Origin of the sequence: Kaistia defluvii (assembly GCF_026343955.1) — a bacterium.
GTDB lineage: Bacteria > Pseudomonadota > Alphaproteobacteria > Rhizobiales > Kaistiaceae > Kaistia > Kaistia defluvii.
This window is the reverse complement of record NZ_JAPKNI010000001.1, coordinates 653,577-670,980: the sequence shown is the minus strand read 5'-3', so window position 1 is coordinate 670,980 and position 17,404 is coordinate 653,577. Positions and strand designations below refer to the sequence as shown.

The window sequence follows — 17,404 nt, the reverse complement described above, 5'->3', positions numbered from 1 at the left end:
GCGGGCAGGGTCGGGGAGGAAGCGGCTGGCCGTGGCGCGAGGGATCAGCGCGGATTGAGGATGAAGTCGGCGCAGCGATCCCCCAGCATCATCGCGGGCGCATTGGTGTTGCCGGCATTGATGTTCGGCACCGCCGACATGTCGCAGACCCGCAGCCGTTCGACGCCGCGCACGCGCATGCGGGAATCCAGCACCGCCATCGGGTCGCCATCCGCGCCCATCTTGCAGGTGCCGGCCGGATGATAATTGGTCTTCACGAAGCGCCGGCAATGAGTGAGGAGTGCCGCCTCGTCCGGATCCGGCTGGGCGGGTAGGGCGACGCGCTCGATCCGGCGGGCGAGCGGCTCGGTATGGAAGGCGCGCAGGAAGAAGCGCTGACCGGCCACCATCTGGCGCATGTCGTCCTCGTCCTTGAGCAGGTTGGGCGAGACGAGCGGCATGGCGGCGGGATCGGCCGAGCGCAGCTTGACGTAGCCGCGCGACTTCGGCTTGACCACCACCGTTGTGATGGTCAGGCCGTAGGTATCCTTCATCGACTTGCGCGTGTCGCGGTCGAGATAGACGATCGGCACGCAGAAGGCCTGGATGGTCGGCGGCGCGTCGGGATCGAGCGGGTTGACGAAGGCGCCCGCCTCGACGCCGGCGGTGGTGATCGGGCCGCTGCCGAACAGCTTGAACTGAATGCCGTTCTTCAGCATCCGCCAGCCATTGCCCTGGTTGAAATAGCCGTACTTGCCATTGGTCGTGCCGGTGATCGGCACCTCCGGGTGATCGATCAGGTTGGCGCCGACGCCCGGCAGGTCAACCTTGCATTCGATGCCGTGCTCGGCCAGGTGGGCCGCCGGTCCGATGCCGGAAAGCATCAGCAGCTTGGGGCTGACCAGCGCGCCGGAACTGACGATCACCTCGCCTTTCGCATAGGCGGTGTGCTCGGTCCCGCTGATGCGGTAGCGGACGCCCACGGCGGCGCCGTCCTCGATCAGGATGCGCGAGACCTCGGCATGGAGCCGGACGGTCAGACGCGGATCGTTCTTCAGCGGCTCGACGAAGGCATAGGCGGCGCTGCTGCGCTTTCCGGCCCGGTTCATGAACTGGTAGAAGCCGACGCCGCGTTGCGAGGGGCCGTTGAAGTCGGGATTGAACGGCTCGCGCAGCGCCTGCACCGCCTGCACGAACCAGCGCGACAATTCGTTGACATGGCCGGGGTCTGAGACGAGCAGCGGACCGTCGGCGCCATGGGCGTCGTTGTTGAGCCGGTTGTTGCCTTCCATGCCGCGGAAATGCTGCAGCACCGCATTCCAGCTCCAGTCGGCGCCATCATTGTTGCCACGCAGGATCTGGTCCCACTCGTCATAGTCGGCGGGGCGGCCGCGAATATAGACCTGCGCATTCACCGACGAGCCGCCGCCGAGCACATTGCCCTGCGGGATGTCATGCTCGCGGCCATCGAGATGCGGCTGCGGTACCGTCGTGTGGTACTTCATGTACTTGCTGCCATTGATCATCTTGAAGATGCCAGGCGGCATGTCGAGCAGGGGGTGGTGGTGCGAATGCCCGGCCTCGAGCAGCAGGACGCGATAGTTGCCCTTGGTGACCAGTTGCGCGGCGGCGACGCAGCCGGCCGACCCGCCCCCGACGACGATATAGTCAAACTCCTCCCGAGCCACTCTCGAAATCCTCCCTGGTATCCATGAATTAGAACGTGCCGCGAACCGTCTCCCAAGCCTCGCCCAGATGGGCGAGAAGTGCCTTTTCGGCTGCGTCCGGGTCTCGGTCGATGATGGCGTCGAAGATGGCCTTGTGGCCGGCGTAGTAGATCAGGTTCTGTTCCGGCGAGCGGTTCATGCTCTGCCAGTGCTCGAACAGCCAGGTCACGAAGGCCCGGTGAACGGCCGGGAAAACCGGGTTGCCGAGAATGCCGTAGAAGACGGCGTGAAAGGCCACGTCGGTGTTGTCGAACAGCACCGGATCGTCGATCGCGGCGTGGTTGCGCTCGAGTGCGGCGCGGAGCGCGGCAATGTCTTCCTTGCGTGCGTGCAGCGCCGCATGCCGCACCAGCGACGCCTCGAGAAAGATGCGCACGTCGTAAAGGGTCTTCACGCCGCCATCCTGCCGCAGCAGATGGCTGACGACGCCGCCGACCGCCGAGAAGGCCGCGTCGTAGCCGGGCTTGCGGACGACCGGCCGGTGGCGCGGCTTGCTTTCCAGCAGGCCCCGGGTGGTCAGCGTGGCGATCGCCTCGCGCACAACCGTGCGGCTGATGCCGAAACGACCCATCAGGTCGCGCTCGGGCGGCAGGAGGCTGCCATTCTCCAGCAGTCCGGAGACGATATCCTGTTCGATCGTCGCGACGACGATGTCGGCGGCGCGGTGCTCGCCCGGATGGGGCGGCATGTCCTCGAGCGGCTGGTCGGTCAGCATGGATCTCTATCCGGCGTACACATCGTTGCCGCAGCAATCCATCAATCGTCAGCGAAGATCAATAGCCTCTCTATGGACGGACCAAAAAATCGATAATTTGAGCGTTCTCGCCCAACTTCACGGAATTCGGATCAGAAATCCGGAGTAATTGACATTATGGGCTGAGGTGTGGTCCAACCTCTCCGAATTTTGGTCGGACCAAATCTGGAGGAAGTTGTGCTCGAAAAGCTTGGCGGCGTGGTGGCGGAAACCCCGGCTCACATGGGTATGTTCATCGATGGCGCCTGGCATGCCGAGAGTGCGGCGCCGCTCGTCGAGATCGAGAATCCGGCCAATGGCGACATCATCGGCACCGTGCCGGGCGGTTCGGCCGAGCATGCGCAGGCGGCCCTCGACGCTGCCAAAAGGGCCCAGCCCGGCTGGGCGGCCATACCCGCACCGGAACGCGGCAGGCTGGTCGGCCTGCTCGCGGATGCCGTGCGCGATCATCGCGACCTGCTCGCCCATGTCGTCGTCGCCGAACAGGGCAAGCCGCTGAACCAGGCCTATGGCGAGATCGGCGCCACGGAAGCCTTCCTGCGCTTCGCGGCCGAAAGCGGCCGTCGCATCGAGGGCGACATCATGCCGTCCGACGCCGCCCAGGAGGAAATCTGGATTCGGCGCGCACCCTACGGCGTCGTGGTGGGCCTGACGGCGTGGAACTATCCCTCGGCGCTGACGGCCCGCAAGCTCGGCCCGGCGCTGGTCGCCGGCAACAGCTTCGTCCTCAAGGCGCATGAATTCACGCCGCTATCCGGTCTGGCCATTGCCGCCCTGGCGGAAAAGGTCGGCATTCCGGCGGGCGTCTTCAACGTGGTGACGGGAACCGGCCACGCGGTCGGCCAGGCCCTGGTCGAAAGCCCGCACTCCGACCTGATCACCATGACCGGCAGCACGCGCGCCGGGCGCGAGATCTATGCCTCGGGGGCCGCCCGCATCAAGCCGATCCGCCTCGAACTCGGCGGCAAGGCCCCCTTCATCGTGATGGAAGACGCGGATATCGATCGCGCCGTCGAGAGCGCGGTGACGGCGCGCTACACCAATTGCGGCCAGATCTGCACCTGCAATGAGCGCATGTATCTGCATCGCGCCATCGCGGATGAGTTCCTCCAGAAGTTCATCGCTCGCAGTCGCGCCCTCGTCATCGGCGACCCGCTCGACAATCCCGACATCGGTCCGAAGATCAGCGGCCCGGAGGTCGACAAGATCGCCGATATCGTGCGGCGCAGCGTCGAGGCCGGCGCCGAGGTCCTGCTCGAAGGTGGCAAGCTCACCAAGGGCGTTCATTCGAAGGGCCATTGGTACGCGCCGACCATCCTGCTTGCCACGGACAATGCGATCCCGGCGATGCGCGAGGAGATCTTCGGGCCCGTCGTGCCGATCGTCATCATTGACGATTTCGAGGAGGCGCTGCGGCTCGCCAACGATTCCGACTATGGCCTCTCGGCCTATGTCTATACCGGCAGCCTGAAGCGTCTGATGCGGGTCGCAGCAGAGCTTAATTTCGGCGAGATCTACTTCAACCGAACCAATGGCGAGCTTCTTCAGGGCTTCCACAGCGGCTGGGGACAGTCGGGTCTCGGCGGCGAGGACGGGAAATACGGCCTGGATGGCTATTTCCAGAAGAAGACCATGTACGTCAACTGGGGCTGATATGGCACCGCCGGATCTTTCGATACCAAATTCTCCGAGGGGGAAGAGAAACATGTCCAGCCGTCAGGCGATAACAGGCATCAAGTCCCGCGTCTTCCGGGTTCCGCTCGAGGAACCCATGCAGGATGCGCGTCATGGCCTGCAGACCTATTTCGAACTGGTGACGGCCGAGATCGCGACGGCCGACGGCCAGACCGGCCTCGGCTATACCTATACGATCGGCACCGGCGGCCATGCCACCAAGGCGATGATCGACCACGATCTCGCGCCGATGCTGATCGGTCATGACGCCGACGATATTGACACGCTCTATGACGAGATGCAGTCGCGCCTGCATTATGTCGGCCGTGGCGGCATCGCCTCCTTCGCCATTTCGGCGATCGACATCGCGTTGTGGGATCTGCGCGGCCTCCGGCAGAACCTGCCGCTCTGGAAGATGGCAGGCGGCGCCGGCAATTCGCCGCTCACCTATCGCGGCGGCGTCGACCTGAACTATCCTATCGAAAAGCTCGTCGAAAGCGTTGGCGGCTATCTCGATCAGGGCTATCGGGCTATCAAGATCAAGGTTGGCAAGCCGGATCTGGCGGAAGACGTGGCGCGGCTTCGCGCCGTGCGCGAGCGGATCGGACCGTCGAACAAGCTGATGGTCGACGGCAATTTCGGCTACGATCTCGACCGCGCCATCGCGGCGGGCAAGGCGTTCGAACCGTTCGATCTCACCTGGTTCGAGGAGCCGATGGAGCCGGATGATTTCGCCGGCTATGGGAAACTCGCCAAGGCGACCCGCGTGCCGCTGGCGATGGGCGAAAACCTGCATACGCTGCAGGAGTTCAAGCACGCCTTCGAGCATTCGTCGCTGTCCTTCATCCAGCCCGACGCTTCGAATTGCGGTGGCGTCACCGGCTTCCTGCGCGTCGCCCGGCTGGCCGAGCCGCTGGGGATTCCGGTCTGCAGTCACGGCATGCAGGAGTTGCATGTCAGCCTCGTTCCGGCCGTGCCGAATGCCGGCTGGCTCGAGGTGCACGCCTTCCAGATCGATCGCTACACGCTTCGCCCGCTGGTGGTTGTGGATGGCCGCGCTGTCGCGCCAGATGAGCCCGGCAGCGGCGTCCGGTTCGATTGGGCTGCGTTGGAGGCTCTTGGCGACATCTAGCGCGTCGCGCCGCTTCTTCTCGCGGCGGGACACTCTAACCGACTGATAAAACCAGGTTCTTTCGAGCGATGCTCCAACGGGTGCGCTTGGAATGGCCCCTTGGCAAGCAATCCCGGACGACTGAGCGCAGGCTGGGTCCAGACGTCCGGGGTCGTTTCCCGTCGGCTTGTCGGCAAGTGCCGAGCGACGTGCGCCCTTCTATTCCCCGAGGCGCTCGATCAGGCCACCATCGGCGCGGTCTTCATCGGTCAAGGCGGATGCGCCTGTCTTCTGGCCCGGTGCGGGAAGTTCGGTCTGGCGCACGACGCAGGCGGCCCGCTTCAAGGCGGATCGTGCCTCATCGCTGATCGACTGCTCGGCGAGTTGCTCCAACTCCTCGCGAAGTGTCGGAAGAGATTGCTCCATGGCCGTTCTCAAACCCCGATTCAGGGCGAGAGACCGCTCTCACCAGAGGCATATGTCTATCCGACCTTCCTGGCAAAGTCGAATACTGGAACCGGCGCGCTGATCCATTTTTGCGGAACGGCAAGACGCCGGATCCGGCCTGTCGCCGGCGGATCATAAGCCGGCTTTGCAAGCTAGTCCTGCCCGGCCCCGGACAAGGCCGTCGCTGCCTCGATGGCGGCCTGCATGTCATCGCCGTCATAGGGTTTCCGCAGCAGAATGCCGGGCTTTCCGGGCAGGGCGGGGGCCTGGCTGTCGCCGGTGGCAAAGACGATCGGGATCTCTGGCTGCATCGCCCGCGCCATCAGTGCGAAATCGGCCCCCGAAATTCCGGGCAGTCCGAGATCGGTCACGATGACGTCGAGCGGGTGGGCCTCCAGGGCGGCGAGAGCCTGCTCGGCATCGCGCGCTTCGATGACCTGGTGGCCAAGCTCCTCCAGCACGTCGATGGAGTTGATCCGGATCATCACCTCGTCTTCGACGAGCAGGACGCGCAGCGACCGGGCTTCCTCGGGAACGGGCGCCGGGGGAGCCGCCGGGCGGGGCGCGTCGGGTGCGGTCGTCGCCGTCCTGGCGGCGCTGCGCTGCTGCTCGTTGCCGAGCACGTGGCGGATCTTCCGCGCCAACGCCTCGACCGTGTAGGGCTTGGAAAGCAGCTCGACATTGGCGTCGAGCCGGCCGCCATGCACGATGGAATTCTCCGTATAGCCGGAGGTGAAGAGCACCGCGATGCCGGGGATGCGCTCGCGCGCCTTGCGGGCGAGATCGGTGCTCTTCAGCGTTCCCGGCATCACCACGTCGGTGAAGAGCATGTCGATCGGAATGCCGCTTTCGATGATGCTGAGCGCGCTGTCGGCATCCTTTGCCTTGAGGACGCGATAGCCGAGGCCGCCCAGCATGTCGATCACGGCGGCGCGGACCTCCTCATCGTCTTCGGCAACCAGAATGGTCTCTTCGCCACCGGTGACGGGGCCAAAATGCTGCGTCGACGGGACGTCCTCCGTTTGCTGCGTGCGCGGCAGATAGAGCTTCACCGTCGTGCCGTGGCCGACCTCGCTGTAGATCTTGACGTGTCCGCCGGACTGCTTGGTGAAGCCGAACACCATGGCGAGGCCGAGTCCTGTGCCCTTGCCGGCCGGCTTGGTCGAAAAGAACGGTTCGAACACGCGCGACATCACTTCGGGCGTCATGCCGCAGCCGGTGTCGCTCACCGCCATCACGACATACTGGCCCGGGACGACCTCGGGCTGCGCGCGGGCATAGGTCTCGTCGAGGAAGGCGTTGCCGGCTTCGATGGTAAGCTTCCCGGTGCCCTCCATCGCGTCGCGGGCGTTGATGCAGAGATTGAGCAGGGCGTTCTCGATCTGGGTCGGATCGGCGAAGGTGTTCCAGAGCCCGCCGGAGACGAGAACCTCGATCTCGATGCTCTCGCCGAGCGTCCGCCGCAGCATGTCTTCCATGCCATAGACGAAACGGCCGACATTGAGGACTTTCGGCGCCAGGGGCTGGCGGCGGCCGAAGGCGAGCAATTGGCTGGCGAGCTTGGCGCCACGGGCGACCGCCGTCAGGGCCGTGGCGACGCGGCGCTCGGCGCGCTCGTTGCCGGATATGTCGCGGCTCAGCAGTTGCAGATTGCCGGAGAGAACCTGGAGCAGATTGTTGAAATCATGCGCCACGCCGCCGGTCAGATTGCCGATCGCCTCCATCTTCTGCGCCTGCTGCAGCGCGGCCTCGGCGCTGCGGCGTTCGGCCATTTCGGCGTCCACGCGCGCTTCGAGCGTCTCGGTCCATTCGGCAAGGGCGCGGGCGGTTTCCTTGGCTTCTTCGATATCGGTATTGGTGCCGACCCAGCGCCGGATCGAGCCATCTTCGTCCCGGACCGGCATCGCGCGGACCAGGAACCAGCGATAGCTGCCATCGTCGCGGCGGATCCGGAACTCGGTCTCGTATTGGGTGCCGGATTGCAGCGCCGAGCGCCACCTGGCGGTCATTGGCGGCACATCGTCGGGATGGACCAGCGACACCCAGCCATTCTCGTCGAGATCGCCAGCCCCGGCGCCGCTGTAGCGATAGACCTGGTCGTTGAACCAGTCGAGCCGTCCCTCCGGCGTCGCCGTCCAGAAATGATTGGGCATCACCTGCGCGAAGGTGCGGAACTGCGCCTCGCTGGCATTGGCCGCGCGGCGGGCCAGCACGCGCTCGGTCACGTCGGTGCCCTGGGCGAAGATGCCGATGATCGATCCGGTATCGTCGCGAAGCGGGTGATAGACGAGATCGACGAAGCGCTGTTCGCTTTCGTCGTCCGGCAGGCGTCGCAGCATCACCGGCATTTCGAGGCCGATGAACGGTTCGCCCGTCTCGAAAACCTGGTCCAGCCGTTCGAAATAGCCCTGGCCGGAGAGCTCAGGCAGGGCCGCGCGGATCGGCTTGCCGACGATGTCGCGATGGCCGACCAGGGCCAGATAGGCCGGGTTGGCAAGATCGAAGACATGATCGCGGCCGGTCAGCCGCGCCATGAAGCCGGGGGCCTGCTGGAACATCTGGCTCAGACGTTCCCGCTCGCCCTGGAGCCATTGCTCCGCCTTCACCTTGGAGGTCGTCTCGACGACGATGGCGATGACGCCGATCGGCGTGCCGTTCTCGTCGGGGATCGGCGAATAGTCGAGGTTCATCCAGACCTGTTCGGGAACGCCGTTTCGATACAGCGTGAGTTCCTGGTCCTTGTAGGCGAGCGTGTTGCCGCTGAGCCCCACCTTCATCACATGGGCGTTGAACTCGGCGACCTCGGGCCAGCCCTCGAGCACCTTGCTGCCGAGAATGCCGGGATGACGCCCCCCGGCAAAGCGGGAATAGCCGTCATTGTAGATCATGACGCCGTCGGCGCCCCACAGCATCACGATCGGCACCGGCGAGCGCAGGACGAGGCCGATGGTCGTCTTCAGGGATCGCGGCCAGTCGGCGACCGGCCCCAGCGAGGTGGACGCCCAGTCATAGCCGGCGATGCGGCCGCCCATTTCGCCGCCTCCCGCCAGAAACCCGAGATCCGAACCAGACGACGACGGCGTATTGTTCTGGCTCATATCCGTGAAGTTCTTTCCAGTGCGGGCGCTAATCGTTTGCGATCAAGCGGTTATAGGGGGATCGATAGTCTGTTTCAAATGAAACAGGGCGTCATTCGGCCGAGGTCGCTGCATCGGCAGGCGAGAATAGTCGAGGTCGTGGGACAGTCGGCGCGTGTCGCGCGACGCCATCCAGATTCATCCCCGAAAACATCTGCCCACCTCCCTGATCTTCCAATCTATACAATCACCCGGTGTTCCGTCCTCGCGCGGCACCTATCGCTGGCACGTTTGGGCTCGTCTCCTTAATCCCCCTAGGGTTGCCCGCGATCGAGCGCGAAATCGTCGAACCATGGCCTTGGCGCACCCGCGACGAGTTCGGCGATGATGCGCGAAGCCATGAAGCTGAAGGTGATGCCATTGCCGCCGTAGCCGTAGGCGGCGAGGATATGGCGCGCGCCCGGCACCGGGCCGATCAGCGGAAGTCCGTCTTCCGTCTGGCCGAACGCCGCCGTCCAGGACGAGGTGAAGGTATAGTCTCGATCGGGCCATAGCGCGCGCATCCGGCGCGCCAGGGCTGCCGACTTCTCGGCCATTTTGCTATCGCGCTTGTCCGCGTCCTCGATCACCTCATCCTCGCCGCCCAGGATGATTTCATCCGATTGGGTCAGCCGGGCATAGAGGTAGGGATCGGCCGCCTCCCAGAGCAGGGCGCGGTCGTTCCAGATCGCGTTGCCGGGCACGGGGGCGGTGGCGATACACCAGGTCGAGACGATGCTGTGCAGATCGGACCGCACGAAATCCGGCATGTCATAACCGGTTGCGAGCACAACCTTCCTGGCGTTCAGCGAGGCGCCGGATGCGAGCGCGACATAGGCCGTGTCGTCGTCCCAGTCGTAACGGACGGCCTCGTCGGCGACCAGCCTCGCGCCGCGCCGGAATGCGGCCTGCAGCAGGCCGTGCGAGAGCTGGACCGGATCGGCCTCGGCCGAGCCGGGCGACACAAGAGCGGCCGGCCTGTCGAAGCCGAAAGCGCCGATCAGTTCCTCGCGCGACAGCAAGGAACCCGGCAGGCCGGCCCGGGCGCGAGCCGCATGCTCTTGCGCCAGATCGCCCGCGCCTTCGCCGGGCGGGGCCAGATAGAGCGAGGGGCGCAACGCAAACTGGCACGGCAGGGCAAGTCGCTCGACCAGATCGGCGATGCCGGAGACCGCGAGCAGGCTGCGCTGGTAGACGGCGGAAGCCTTGTCGAAGCCGTAGAGATCGGCCAGTTCGACCAGGGAAGAATCGATCTCCCAAAGGAGCATGGCGGTGCTGGCGGCCGTGCTCCCCCGTCCGGGAAACGCCCGGTCGACGACGATCACCGAATGGCCGGCCCGCGTTAGGATTTCCGCCGTCATGGCGCCAGTGATGCCGGCACCGATGACCACGACGTCGCAGCTTTGCGTGCCGGAGACGCGCAGCATCGGCATCTTCTGCGGTCCGCCAAGCTGCCAGGGGCCGGAGCCACTCCGTAGCGGGTGGATCGAGGAATCGCCGGAAGGGCTTGTGAAGTCGAGATCCTGCCCCATCCCTTACCGGCCGCGAGGGAGAAAGGACAGCAGCGCGAAGGTCACCAGAGCGATTACCGTGCAGAGCAGGGCAATCTGCCAGAAGCCCAGTCCAACGGCGAGGCCGGCCGCGCCGGCGAGCCACATGCCGGCCCCGGTGGTCAGGCCATGCACTTCGCCCTTGGAGAAAAAGATCAGGCCCGCCGCCAGGAAGGCGACGCCGGCGGTGGTGGCCTCGACCAGGCGCAGCGGGTCGATCCGGATTTCCTGGCCGCCGAAATCGCCCAGATGGGTTATCTCCGTCGCGATGATCGCGATCGCGGCCGTGCTCACGCAGATCAGGATATGCGTGCGGAGCCCGGCGGGGCGGTTCCGCCATTCCCTCTCGAAGCCGACGACGGCGCCCAGCAGCGCTGCCAGCAGCAGGCGCGCGGAGATGACGGAGAAGGGCAGCCAGGTTTTCTGGCCAAACTGCTGTGCGAATTCTTCCATGTCGGGCGAGTGCCTCCTTCTGGCCGCCGATAAACGATTTCGCCTCGTTCGGGTTCCCGCCTCAATCCATAAGGTTTTCCATGTGGGTCAGGAGGCGATCAGCCGCTTCACCAGGCTCTCGCTGCGCTTGCGCAGGCCGACACTCCGACAGGTCTTCACGATGTCCGGCAGCCCGCCCGCCGCGAACGCCTCGACGATGCGGGAATGGACATAGCTCTTGCGGGTGACGGCAGGCGTATTGCCGAGACGCTCCGCCACGGTCCGCATCACGGCGGCGATCTGGCGGCGCTGGCGGGTCTCGACCGGCTCGGGCCGCATGGCCGCGAATTCCTGCGCCGCAAGCGCGTTGGCGGCCAGCATGCGGAGATCCTTGGCGGTGATCTCGGCGCCCGAAATCTCCTTCAGATAGGCGTTGATCTCCTGCGCGTGGATGGGGCGGACCGCGCCGGAGGCATCCTGGTATTGCAGCAGGCGGCGGCCGGGAAGTTCGGCGATCCGGCTCAGCGCACGGGCGAGCGGAGCGTGCAGCACCGTACAGCGGAACCGGGTGCCGCCCTTGCCGCGAAAGCAGAGCAGCACCTGGTCATTGCCGAGGCTGGAGTGGCGCTTGAGCAACGTCGCCGCGCCGCGCGCGCCGCTTGTCGAGACATAGGCCTCGCAGCCGACGCGAATGTGGGTCTCGTCGAGGATCACGACGGCGCAGGCAAGCGCTTTTGCGCGGTCGAGCTTCCGGCGCGCCATATCGGTACGGACGCGGGCCCGGATCTTCGGTAGCACGTCGAGAAGCAGCGCCAGCCTCTCGATCTTCCGGGATTCGCGAACGCCGGTCCAGTTCGCATGGTACCGGTGCTGCCAGCGCCCGGCCGCATCACGTCCGATCGCCTGCAGATGCGAGGTAGGGTCGCTCGAGATGCGAACGTCTTCATAGGCGGGCGGAATCGCGAGGTTGGCGATCCGCTCCAAGGCAGCCTTGGCGCGGATCGTCCGCCCCTTGCGATCGACATAGGAAAAGCCGCGCCCACGCCGCCGCCTGCGGATGCCGAGATCCTCGGCGCGCGCCCGCTTCAGCCCTTCCAGCGGCTCGGACGCGGCAATGGCTTCCTCGAGCTCAGAGCTGTCCGGCATCATGGCCCTGCGGGCTGGCCGTGCGCAGGGGCGAGGTGCCGAAGTCGATCCTCGCGAGACGGGCCTCTCGCTTCGGTTCGCTGGCCGTTTTCCGAGCGAGGAGGTTGGACGCTTCCGTCCAGTAGTCGAGCGGATGGGACCAGATCGGTCGACCCTTCGCCTCGAAGATCCGCTCGGCTTCGTCTCGGATGGTCTGCTCTGAAATCGCCGTCATGACCTTATTCCTGCTGCTCGAGATGGGGTCGGTGATGGCTCCAACGACGGTGCGCGTCGCAAGTTCCAGCCGGATCCCGGCTGGGTGCGCGGAATTTTTCAAAGTGGCACGCGAAGCGGGCTGCGCCGGGCGTCCCCGACCGGCCGGGTACCGCAGGCAGGGCGAGAAGCGGGCCTCGCTTGACTCGAAAACACGCTATGTCTGTGTCATGGGCACGAACCGGACGAGGATGGCGACATGGAAATCAGGCGAGTTGGCACCCAGGCATCCGGCAAGGGGCCTGCGGACTGGTTCACCGGCACGGTGCGCATCGATCCGCTGTTCAACGCGTTCGATCCCGCGCGCGTCCAGGGCGCGAGCGTCACCTTCGAGCCGGGCGCGCGAACGGCATGGCATACCCATCCGCTCGGCCAGACCCTGATCGTCACCGCGGGCAAGGGCCTGGCGCAGCGGCTCGGCGGCGCGGTCGAGGAGATTTTTCCCGGCGACGTCATCTGGTTTTCACCCGGTGAAAAGCACTGGCACGGCGCCGGCCCGACAACGGCGATGACCCACATCGCCATCCAGGAAGTCTTCGAGGGCAAGGTCGTCGACTGGATGGAGCCCGTCACCGAGGAGCAATACGGTCGCTGAAGGGCTGGGTCCGCATGGGCGGGGCTGACAGCGGGCGGCAAGGCGGGTAAGGGTCGCAGCGATCATTCCGGCGGAGCCGCGATCCGCGCGCACGCCATCAGCAAGAGGCTTTCCATGACGACGGATGCGCTGTTCGGCGGACGTTCTTTTGCGGCGTTCCTGTTTGACATGGACGGGACGCTGTTGACCTCGATCGAGGCGGCGGAGCGCGTCTGGTCGAATTGGGCTGGCCGGCATGGCCTCGACGTTGCCGCCTTCCTGCCGACGCTGCATGGCAAGCGCGCCATCGACACGGTGCGTCAGTTGGCCTTGCCCGGAATCGACGCCGATGCCGAGGCGGAATGGATCCTCCAGGCCGAGATCGACGACGTCGACGGCGTGCGGGAGATCGGCGGCGCGGCGGCATTCCTCGGCTCCATTCCGGCGGATCGCTGGGCGCTGGTCACGTCAGCGCCGCGTCTGCTCGCGCTTCGCCGGCTGGAGGCGGCGGGCCTGACGCCGCCGGCGGTGTTCGTCACCGCAGACGACGTGGCGATCGGCAAACCCGAGCCGGATTGCTACCTGCTCGCCGCCAGCCGGCTCGGCGTCGTGGCGTCGGATTGCCTTGTTTTCGAGGATGCCCCGGCCGGCATCGAAGCCGGCGAGCGCGCCGGCGCCAGCGTCCTGGTGATCCAGGCGACGCATACCGCGCCGCTCGCTTCCAGCCATCCCGGCATCAGCCATTACGAGGGATTGCGGGTGTCCGGCGATGCCGATGGCCGTCTGACGGTATCCCGCGATCTCGCCCTGGACTGATGCCCGGTGCGGCGCACGCCGGCGAAGGGCTCCGCTGACGCGCTGCAGCCGCTCCGTCGCCGGGGCTGGCCTGCAACCCCCCGCTCCAGGCGACGGAGAACGCGATCATAATGTCGTCGTGATCTTCACGGGGCGCATATTTGGCGAAGCGCGCCGACCTGCCATGCGCTAGGCTTCGTGGATCGGGAACGCCGGCGGGGGGAGACTGTCGGCGTACCGTCTTTTTCGGGCGCGCGAACGGGAGGTCCATGACGTCGGACGGCTCCCGTTGCGGCCTCGCGATGGGAGGTTCTGGATGCCGGATTACATCATCGTCGGCGGTGGCTCCGCCGGCTGCGTCATGGCGGCCCGGCTGAGCGAGGATCCCGACGTATCGGTGCTGCTGCTCGAGGCCGGCCCGCGCGATACCGATCGCTACATCCATATGCCCGTCGGCTTCTTCAAGATCTCCGCCGGGCCGCTCTCCTGGGGCTACGAGACGGAGCCGGGCAAGGCCGTCAACGGGCGCATCATTCCCTATCCGCAAGGGCGGGTGCTTGGCGGCGGCAGCTCGATCAACGCCCAGGTCTTCACCCGTGGCTGCCCGGAGGACTATGACGCCTGGGCCGAGGAGGAGGGCTGCACCGGCTGGTCGTTCCGCGAAATCCTGCCGCTGTTCCGCCGCTCCGAGGACAACGACACCTTCGCCGGCCCCTATCACGGCCATGGCGGCCCGCTCGGCGTCAGCAGCGGCTCGCCGCATCCGCTGACCCGCGTCTTCGTCCAGGCGGCACAGGAAGCGGGGCTGCCGTTCAACCCGGACTTCAACGGCCCCCACCAGGCCGGCACCGGCTTCTACCAGTCGACAACGCGCAAGGGTCGGCGTTGCAGCACGGCGGTTGGCTATCTCAAGCCGGCGCTGGGCCGGCCGAACCTCACCGTCCGCACCGACGTGCTCACCCGCCGCATCGTCGTCGAAGCGGGCCGAGCGGTGGGCGTCGAGATCGCCACCGACGGGCGCAGCGAGATCCTGCGCGCCGAGCGTGAGGTGATTGTCGCCTCCGGCGCCATCGGTTCCCCCAAGCTGCTGATGCTTTCGGGCATCGGCCCGGCGGCGCATCTGCGCGAGCATGGCATCCCGGTCGTGCACGATTTGCGCGGCGTGGGGCAGAACCTGCAGGACCACACCAATATCGACATCGTCTACCAGCTGAACGGGCCGCACAGCTTCGACAAATACAAGAAGCCGCACTGGAAGCTGATGGCGGGGCTCGAATACCTGGCGCTCGGCAAGGGGCCGGTGGCATCCAATATCGTCGAGGGCGGCGCGTTCTGGTGGGGCGACCGGGCCGAGAAGACGCCGGACCTGCAATTCCATTTCCTGCCCGGCGCGGGCGTCGAGAAGGGCGTCGGCTCGGTGCCGGGCGGCAATGGCTGCACGCTGAATTCCTACCATACGCGCCCGCGATCGCGCGGCTCCGTGACCCTGCGCTCGGCCGACCCCAACGACGCGCCGCGCATCGACACCAACGCGTTCTCCGATCCCTATGATCTGGCGCGCGCCGTCGACGGCGTGAAGCTCAGCCAGGAAATCATGGCGCAGGACGCTTTCAGGCCCTTCCTCGCGGGAGAACACATTCCGGGCAAGGGCGTGCGCACGCTGGCCGAATACCAGGAATTCGCCCGCTCGGCGGCGCGCACCGCCTATCACCCCGTCGGTACCTGCCGCATGGGCCATGGCGAGGACGCCGTGGTGGACCCGGAACTGCGCGTGCACGGCATCGAGGGCCTGAGGGTCTGCGACAGTTCGATCATGCCGCGCCTGGTCTCGTCCAACACCAACGCCCCGACGGTGATGATCGGCGAAAAGGCGTCCGACCTGATCCGCGGCAACCGGAGCGGCGCGCGGGATCCTGTCCGCGAGGCAGCGCTCGGCGCATGAGGCGCGGCGCTACCGCCGCGTCGTGGTGCGCTCGACCAGGCGGACCGGCACCGTGATGGTGCCGCCATCGGTCGGCTCCGCGCCGGCTTCGGCCATGCGCGCGTGCAGGATGGCAATCGCGGCCGCCACCATGGCCTGATGGCCGTGCACCACCGTCGTCAGGTCGAACGAGCCCCAGGCGGCGGCCGGGACGTCGTCATAGCCGGCGACCAGCACGTCGTCCGGGATCCGCAGGCCAGCGCGACGCAACGCGTCCAGTGCGCCGAAGGCCATCAGGTCGTTGGCGCAGAACAGCGCGTCGGGCACCTCGCGCCGCTCCACCAGGGCGGCGGTGGCCCTGAAAGCGTCCTCATAGAGATAGTCGCCCATCATGATCTCGACGCGGTCGCAGCCATGCGATTCCAGGCGCTCGCGAAACCCGCGCAGGCGTTCCTCGCTGGCATAATCGCGCGGCGTGCCGCCGATGAAGCCGAAGGTCCGGGCGCCGCGTGCGACGAAGAGATCGGCGACCAGAGCGCCCCCGCCGGCATTGTCGGAGCAGACGGACGCCACCCACTGGTTGTGCGCCGGTGTATTGAATGACACGATCGGAATTCGCAGCCGGGCAAAGGCCTGGGCGGCCGCTTCGGTCACCACCGGCAGGGCGCTGACGATGGCGTCCACGCGGTAGCTGGCAAGGCGCGGCAGGATGCCGTCCAGCGCATTGCCGCCATCGACGCTGGCGAGCAGCACCTGGTGCCCGGTTTCCTGCAATGCCTTCGAGAAGGCGTCGACGGCCACGGCATAGAAGGGGTTGGAACTGTCGCTGACGACGATGGCGACGAGGTCGGAGCGATGCTTGAGCAGCATGCGCGGCAGGAAATTGGGGCTGTAGCCCAGTTGCTCCGCCGCTTCGAACACCTTCCGGCTGGTTTCTTCCGAGACGCTCTTGCCCTTGTTGAAGGTGCGCGACACGGCCGACTGCGAAACGCCGGCGAGGCGCGCCACATCGGTCGATGACGGGTACCTTCTCGAGGCTTTCATGAGGCTGACCTGAAGGGGATGACGGGCGCCTGCGTAGCGCCCGCCCATGCGGAATTCAACGGAAACCTCCGTCGCCGTTCGTCTCAGATCGTCTTCAGCATGCCGCCATCGACGAAATAGGTGGAGCCGACGGAATAGCTGGCCCGGTCGGAACAGAGAAACACGAAGAAATCGGCGATTTCCTCCGGCGAGGCGAAGCGGCCGATCGGCGCGTTCTCGCGGGCCAGATTGTCGATGTAGCCCTTCCAGTCGCCGCCGGTTTCGGCGGTCAGCTGGGTCGCCGTCTTGATCCAGTCCGGCGTCAGCACGAAGCCCGGATTGATCGCGTTGACGCGGATATTGTGCGGGATGAACTCGGTCGCCATCGTCTTCGACGCCATGATCAGCGCCGCCTTGGTGACATTGTAGATCGGCTCGTACCAGAGCGGCTGGGCGGCGCAGATCGAGGCGTTGTTGAGGATCACGCCACCGCCGCGCCGCTTCATCGAAGGAACCAGACCGCGCGCCAGCCGGACCGCCGCCATGACATGCAGGTCCCAGTAGAACTGCCACTTGTCGTCGGGGGCATCCATGATGGTTTCGTTGCTGCCGGTGCCGGCATTGTTCAGGAGGATGTCGGCGCCGCCAAAAGCCGCCTCGGTGGCGGCGAGCAGCTTGTCGCAGCCGGGCGCGGTGGCAACGTCGCAATCGACCGCGACCACCTGCACCGAATGGGCGGCGAGGATCTCCTCGCGCGCCGCCGCCAGCCGGTCGGCATCGCGCGCGGCGATGACGACATGGGCGCCCTCCGCCGCGAAGCCCTTGGCCACTGCCAGTCCGATGCCGATGCTGCCGCCGGTGATGACGGCAACCTTGTCGCGAAGTCCGAGATCCATGCTTGTG

15 protein-coding genes are annotated in these 17,404 nt (G+C 66.2%); 5 read left to right on the top strand and 10 right to left on the bottom strand.

Features of this window, described 5'->3' with window-relative positions; translation table 11 throughout:
• Nucleotides 1–44: 44 nt before the first annotated feature.
• Entirely contained in the window at nucleotides 45–1,667 is a 1,623-nt protein-coding gene (locus OSH10_RS03065; protein ID WP_266330062.1) for a GMC family oxidoreductase, read from the bottom strand.
• Nucleotides 1,668–1,695: 28 nt separating this feature from the next.
• The gene (locus tag OSH10_RS03060) at nucleotides 1,696–2,421 is read right to left on the bottom strand and encodes an FCD domain-containing protein (RefSeq protein WP_266330060.1); all 726 of its coding nucleotides are present in this window, start codon (nucleotides 2,419–2,421) and stop codon (nucleotides 1,696–1,698) included.
• Nucleotides 2,422–2,637: 216 nt separating this feature from the next.
• On the opposite strand from OSH10_RS03060, the gene OSH10_RS03055 reads away from it, so the two are divergent.
• Together OSH10_RS03055 and OSH10_RS03050 are read left to right on the top strand one after the other, a co-directional pair.
• On the top strand, nucleotides 2,638–4,113 hold the full coding sequence (locus OSH10_RS03055) for an aldehyde dehydrogenase family protein (protein WP_266330058.1): 1,476 nt from the start codon (nucleotides 2,638–2,640) through the stop codon (nucleotides 4,111–4,113).
• 52 nt (nucleotides 4,114–4,165) lie between these two features.
• Nucleotides 4,166–5,266, top strand: coding sequence for a mandelate racemase/muconate lactonizing enzyme family protein (locus OSH10_RS03050; protein ID WP_266330056.1), 1,101 nt, complete (start codon nucleotides 4,166–4,168; stop codon nucleotides 5,264–5,266).
• 198 nt (nucleotides 5,267–5,464) lie between these two features.
• Here the strand turns inward: OSH10_RS03050 and OSH10_RS03045 are convergent, their stop codons facing one another.
• The 6 genes from OSH10_RS03045 to OSH10_RS03020 all read right to left on the bottom strand — a co-directional run bounded on the left by OSH10_RS03045 (nucleotide 5,465) and on the right by OSH10_RS03020 (nucleotide 12,150).
• On the bottom strand, nucleotides 5,465–5,671 hold the full coding sequence (locus OSH10_RS03045; RefSeq protein ID WP_266330055.1) for a hypothetical protein: 207 nt from the start codon (nucleotides 5,669–5,671) through the stop codon (nucleotides 5,465–5,467).
• A 173-nt stretch (nucleotides 5,672–5,844) separates the two neighbouring features.
• The gene (locus tag OSH10_RS03040) at nucleotides 5,845–8,790 is read right to left on the bottom strand and encodes a hybrid sensor histidine kinase/response regulator (protein ID WP_266330054.1); all 2,946 of its coding nucleotides are present in this window, start codon (nucleotides 8,788–8,790) and stop codon (nucleotides 5,845–5,847) included.
• A gap of 293 nt (nucleotides 8,791–9,083) precedes the next feature.
• Complete coding sequence (locus tag OSH10_RS03035) at nucleotides 9,084–10,235, bottom strand: NAD(P)/FAD-dependent oxidoreductase (protein WP_266330053.1); 1,152 nt, start codon at nucleotides 10,233–10,235, stop codon at nucleotides 9,084–9,086.
• Nucleotides 10,236–10,343: 108 nt separating this feature from the next.
• Nucleotides 10,344–10,811: an MgtC/SapB family protein gene (locus OSH10_RS03030; RefSeq protein WP_266330051.1), complete on the bottom strand. Its 468-nt coding sequence runs from the start codon at nucleotides 10,809–10,811 to the stop codon at nucleotides 10,344–10,346.
• A gap of 87 nt (nucleotides 10,812–10,898) precedes the next feature.
• Nucleotides 10,899–11,936, bottom strand: a complete 1,038-nt coding sequence (locus OSH10_RS03025; RefSeq protein WP_266330049.1) for a DNA topoisomerase IB — start codon at nucleotides 11,934–11,936, stop codon at nucleotides 10,899–10,901.
• Entirely contained in the window at nucleotides 11,920–12,150 is a 231-nt protein-coding gene (locus tag OSH10_RS03020; RefSeq protein WP_266330048.1) for a hypothetical protein, read from the bottom strand. The genes OSH10_RS03025 and OSH10_RS03020 overlap by 17 nt, the downstream gene beginning before the upstream one ends.
• A 237-nt stretch (nucleotides 12,151–12,387) precedes the next feature.
• Between OSH10_RS03020 and OSH10_RS03015 the strand changes: the two genes are divergently transcribed.
• From OSH10_RS03015 to OSH10_RS03005, 3 genes are all read left to right on the top strand, one after another.
• Complete coding sequence (locus OSH10_RS03015; protein WP_266330046.1) at nucleotides 12,388–12,783, top strand: (R)-mandelonitrile lyase; 396 nt, start codon at nucleotides 12,388–12,390, stop codon at nucleotides 12,781–12,783.
• A 114-nt stretch (nucleotides 12,784–12,897) separates the two neighbouring features.
• The gene (locus OSH10_RS03010) at nucleotides 12,898–13,578 is read left to right on the top strand and encodes an HAD-IA family hydrolase (RefSeq protein ID WP_266330044.1); all 681 of its coding nucleotides are present in this window, start codon (nucleotides 12,898–12,900) and stop codon (nucleotides 13,576–13,578) included.
• 295 nt (nucleotides 13,579–13,873) lie between these two features.
• Nucleotides 13,874–15,499: a GMC family oxidoreductase gene (locus OSH10_RS03005; RefSeq protein WP_266330043.1), complete on the top strand. Its 1,626-nt coding sequence runs from the start codon at nucleotides 13,874–13,876 to the stop codon at nucleotides 15,497–15,499.
• Nucleotides 15,500–15,508: 9 nt separating this feature from the next.
• Here OSH10_RS03005 and OSH10_RS03000 read toward each other — a convergent pair whose 3' ends face one another.
• Together OSH10_RS03000 and OSH10_RS02995 are read right to left on the bottom strand one after the other, a co-directional pair.
• Nucleotides 15,509–16,522, bottom strand: a complete 1,014-nt coding sequence (locus OSH10_RS03000) for a LacI family DNA-binding transcriptional regulator (protein ID WP_266330042.1) — start codon at nucleotides 16,520–16,522, stop codon at nucleotides 15,509–15,511.
• 83 nt (nucleotides 16,523–16,605) lie between these two features.
• Nucleotides 16,606–17,397, bottom strand: coding sequence for an SDR family NAD(P)-dependent oxidoreductase (locus OSH10_RS02995; protein WP_266330041.1), 792 nt, complete (start codon nucleotides 17,395–17,397; stop codon nucleotides 16,606–16,608).
• Between the last annotated feature and the right edge of the window lie 7 nt (nucleotides 17,398–17,404).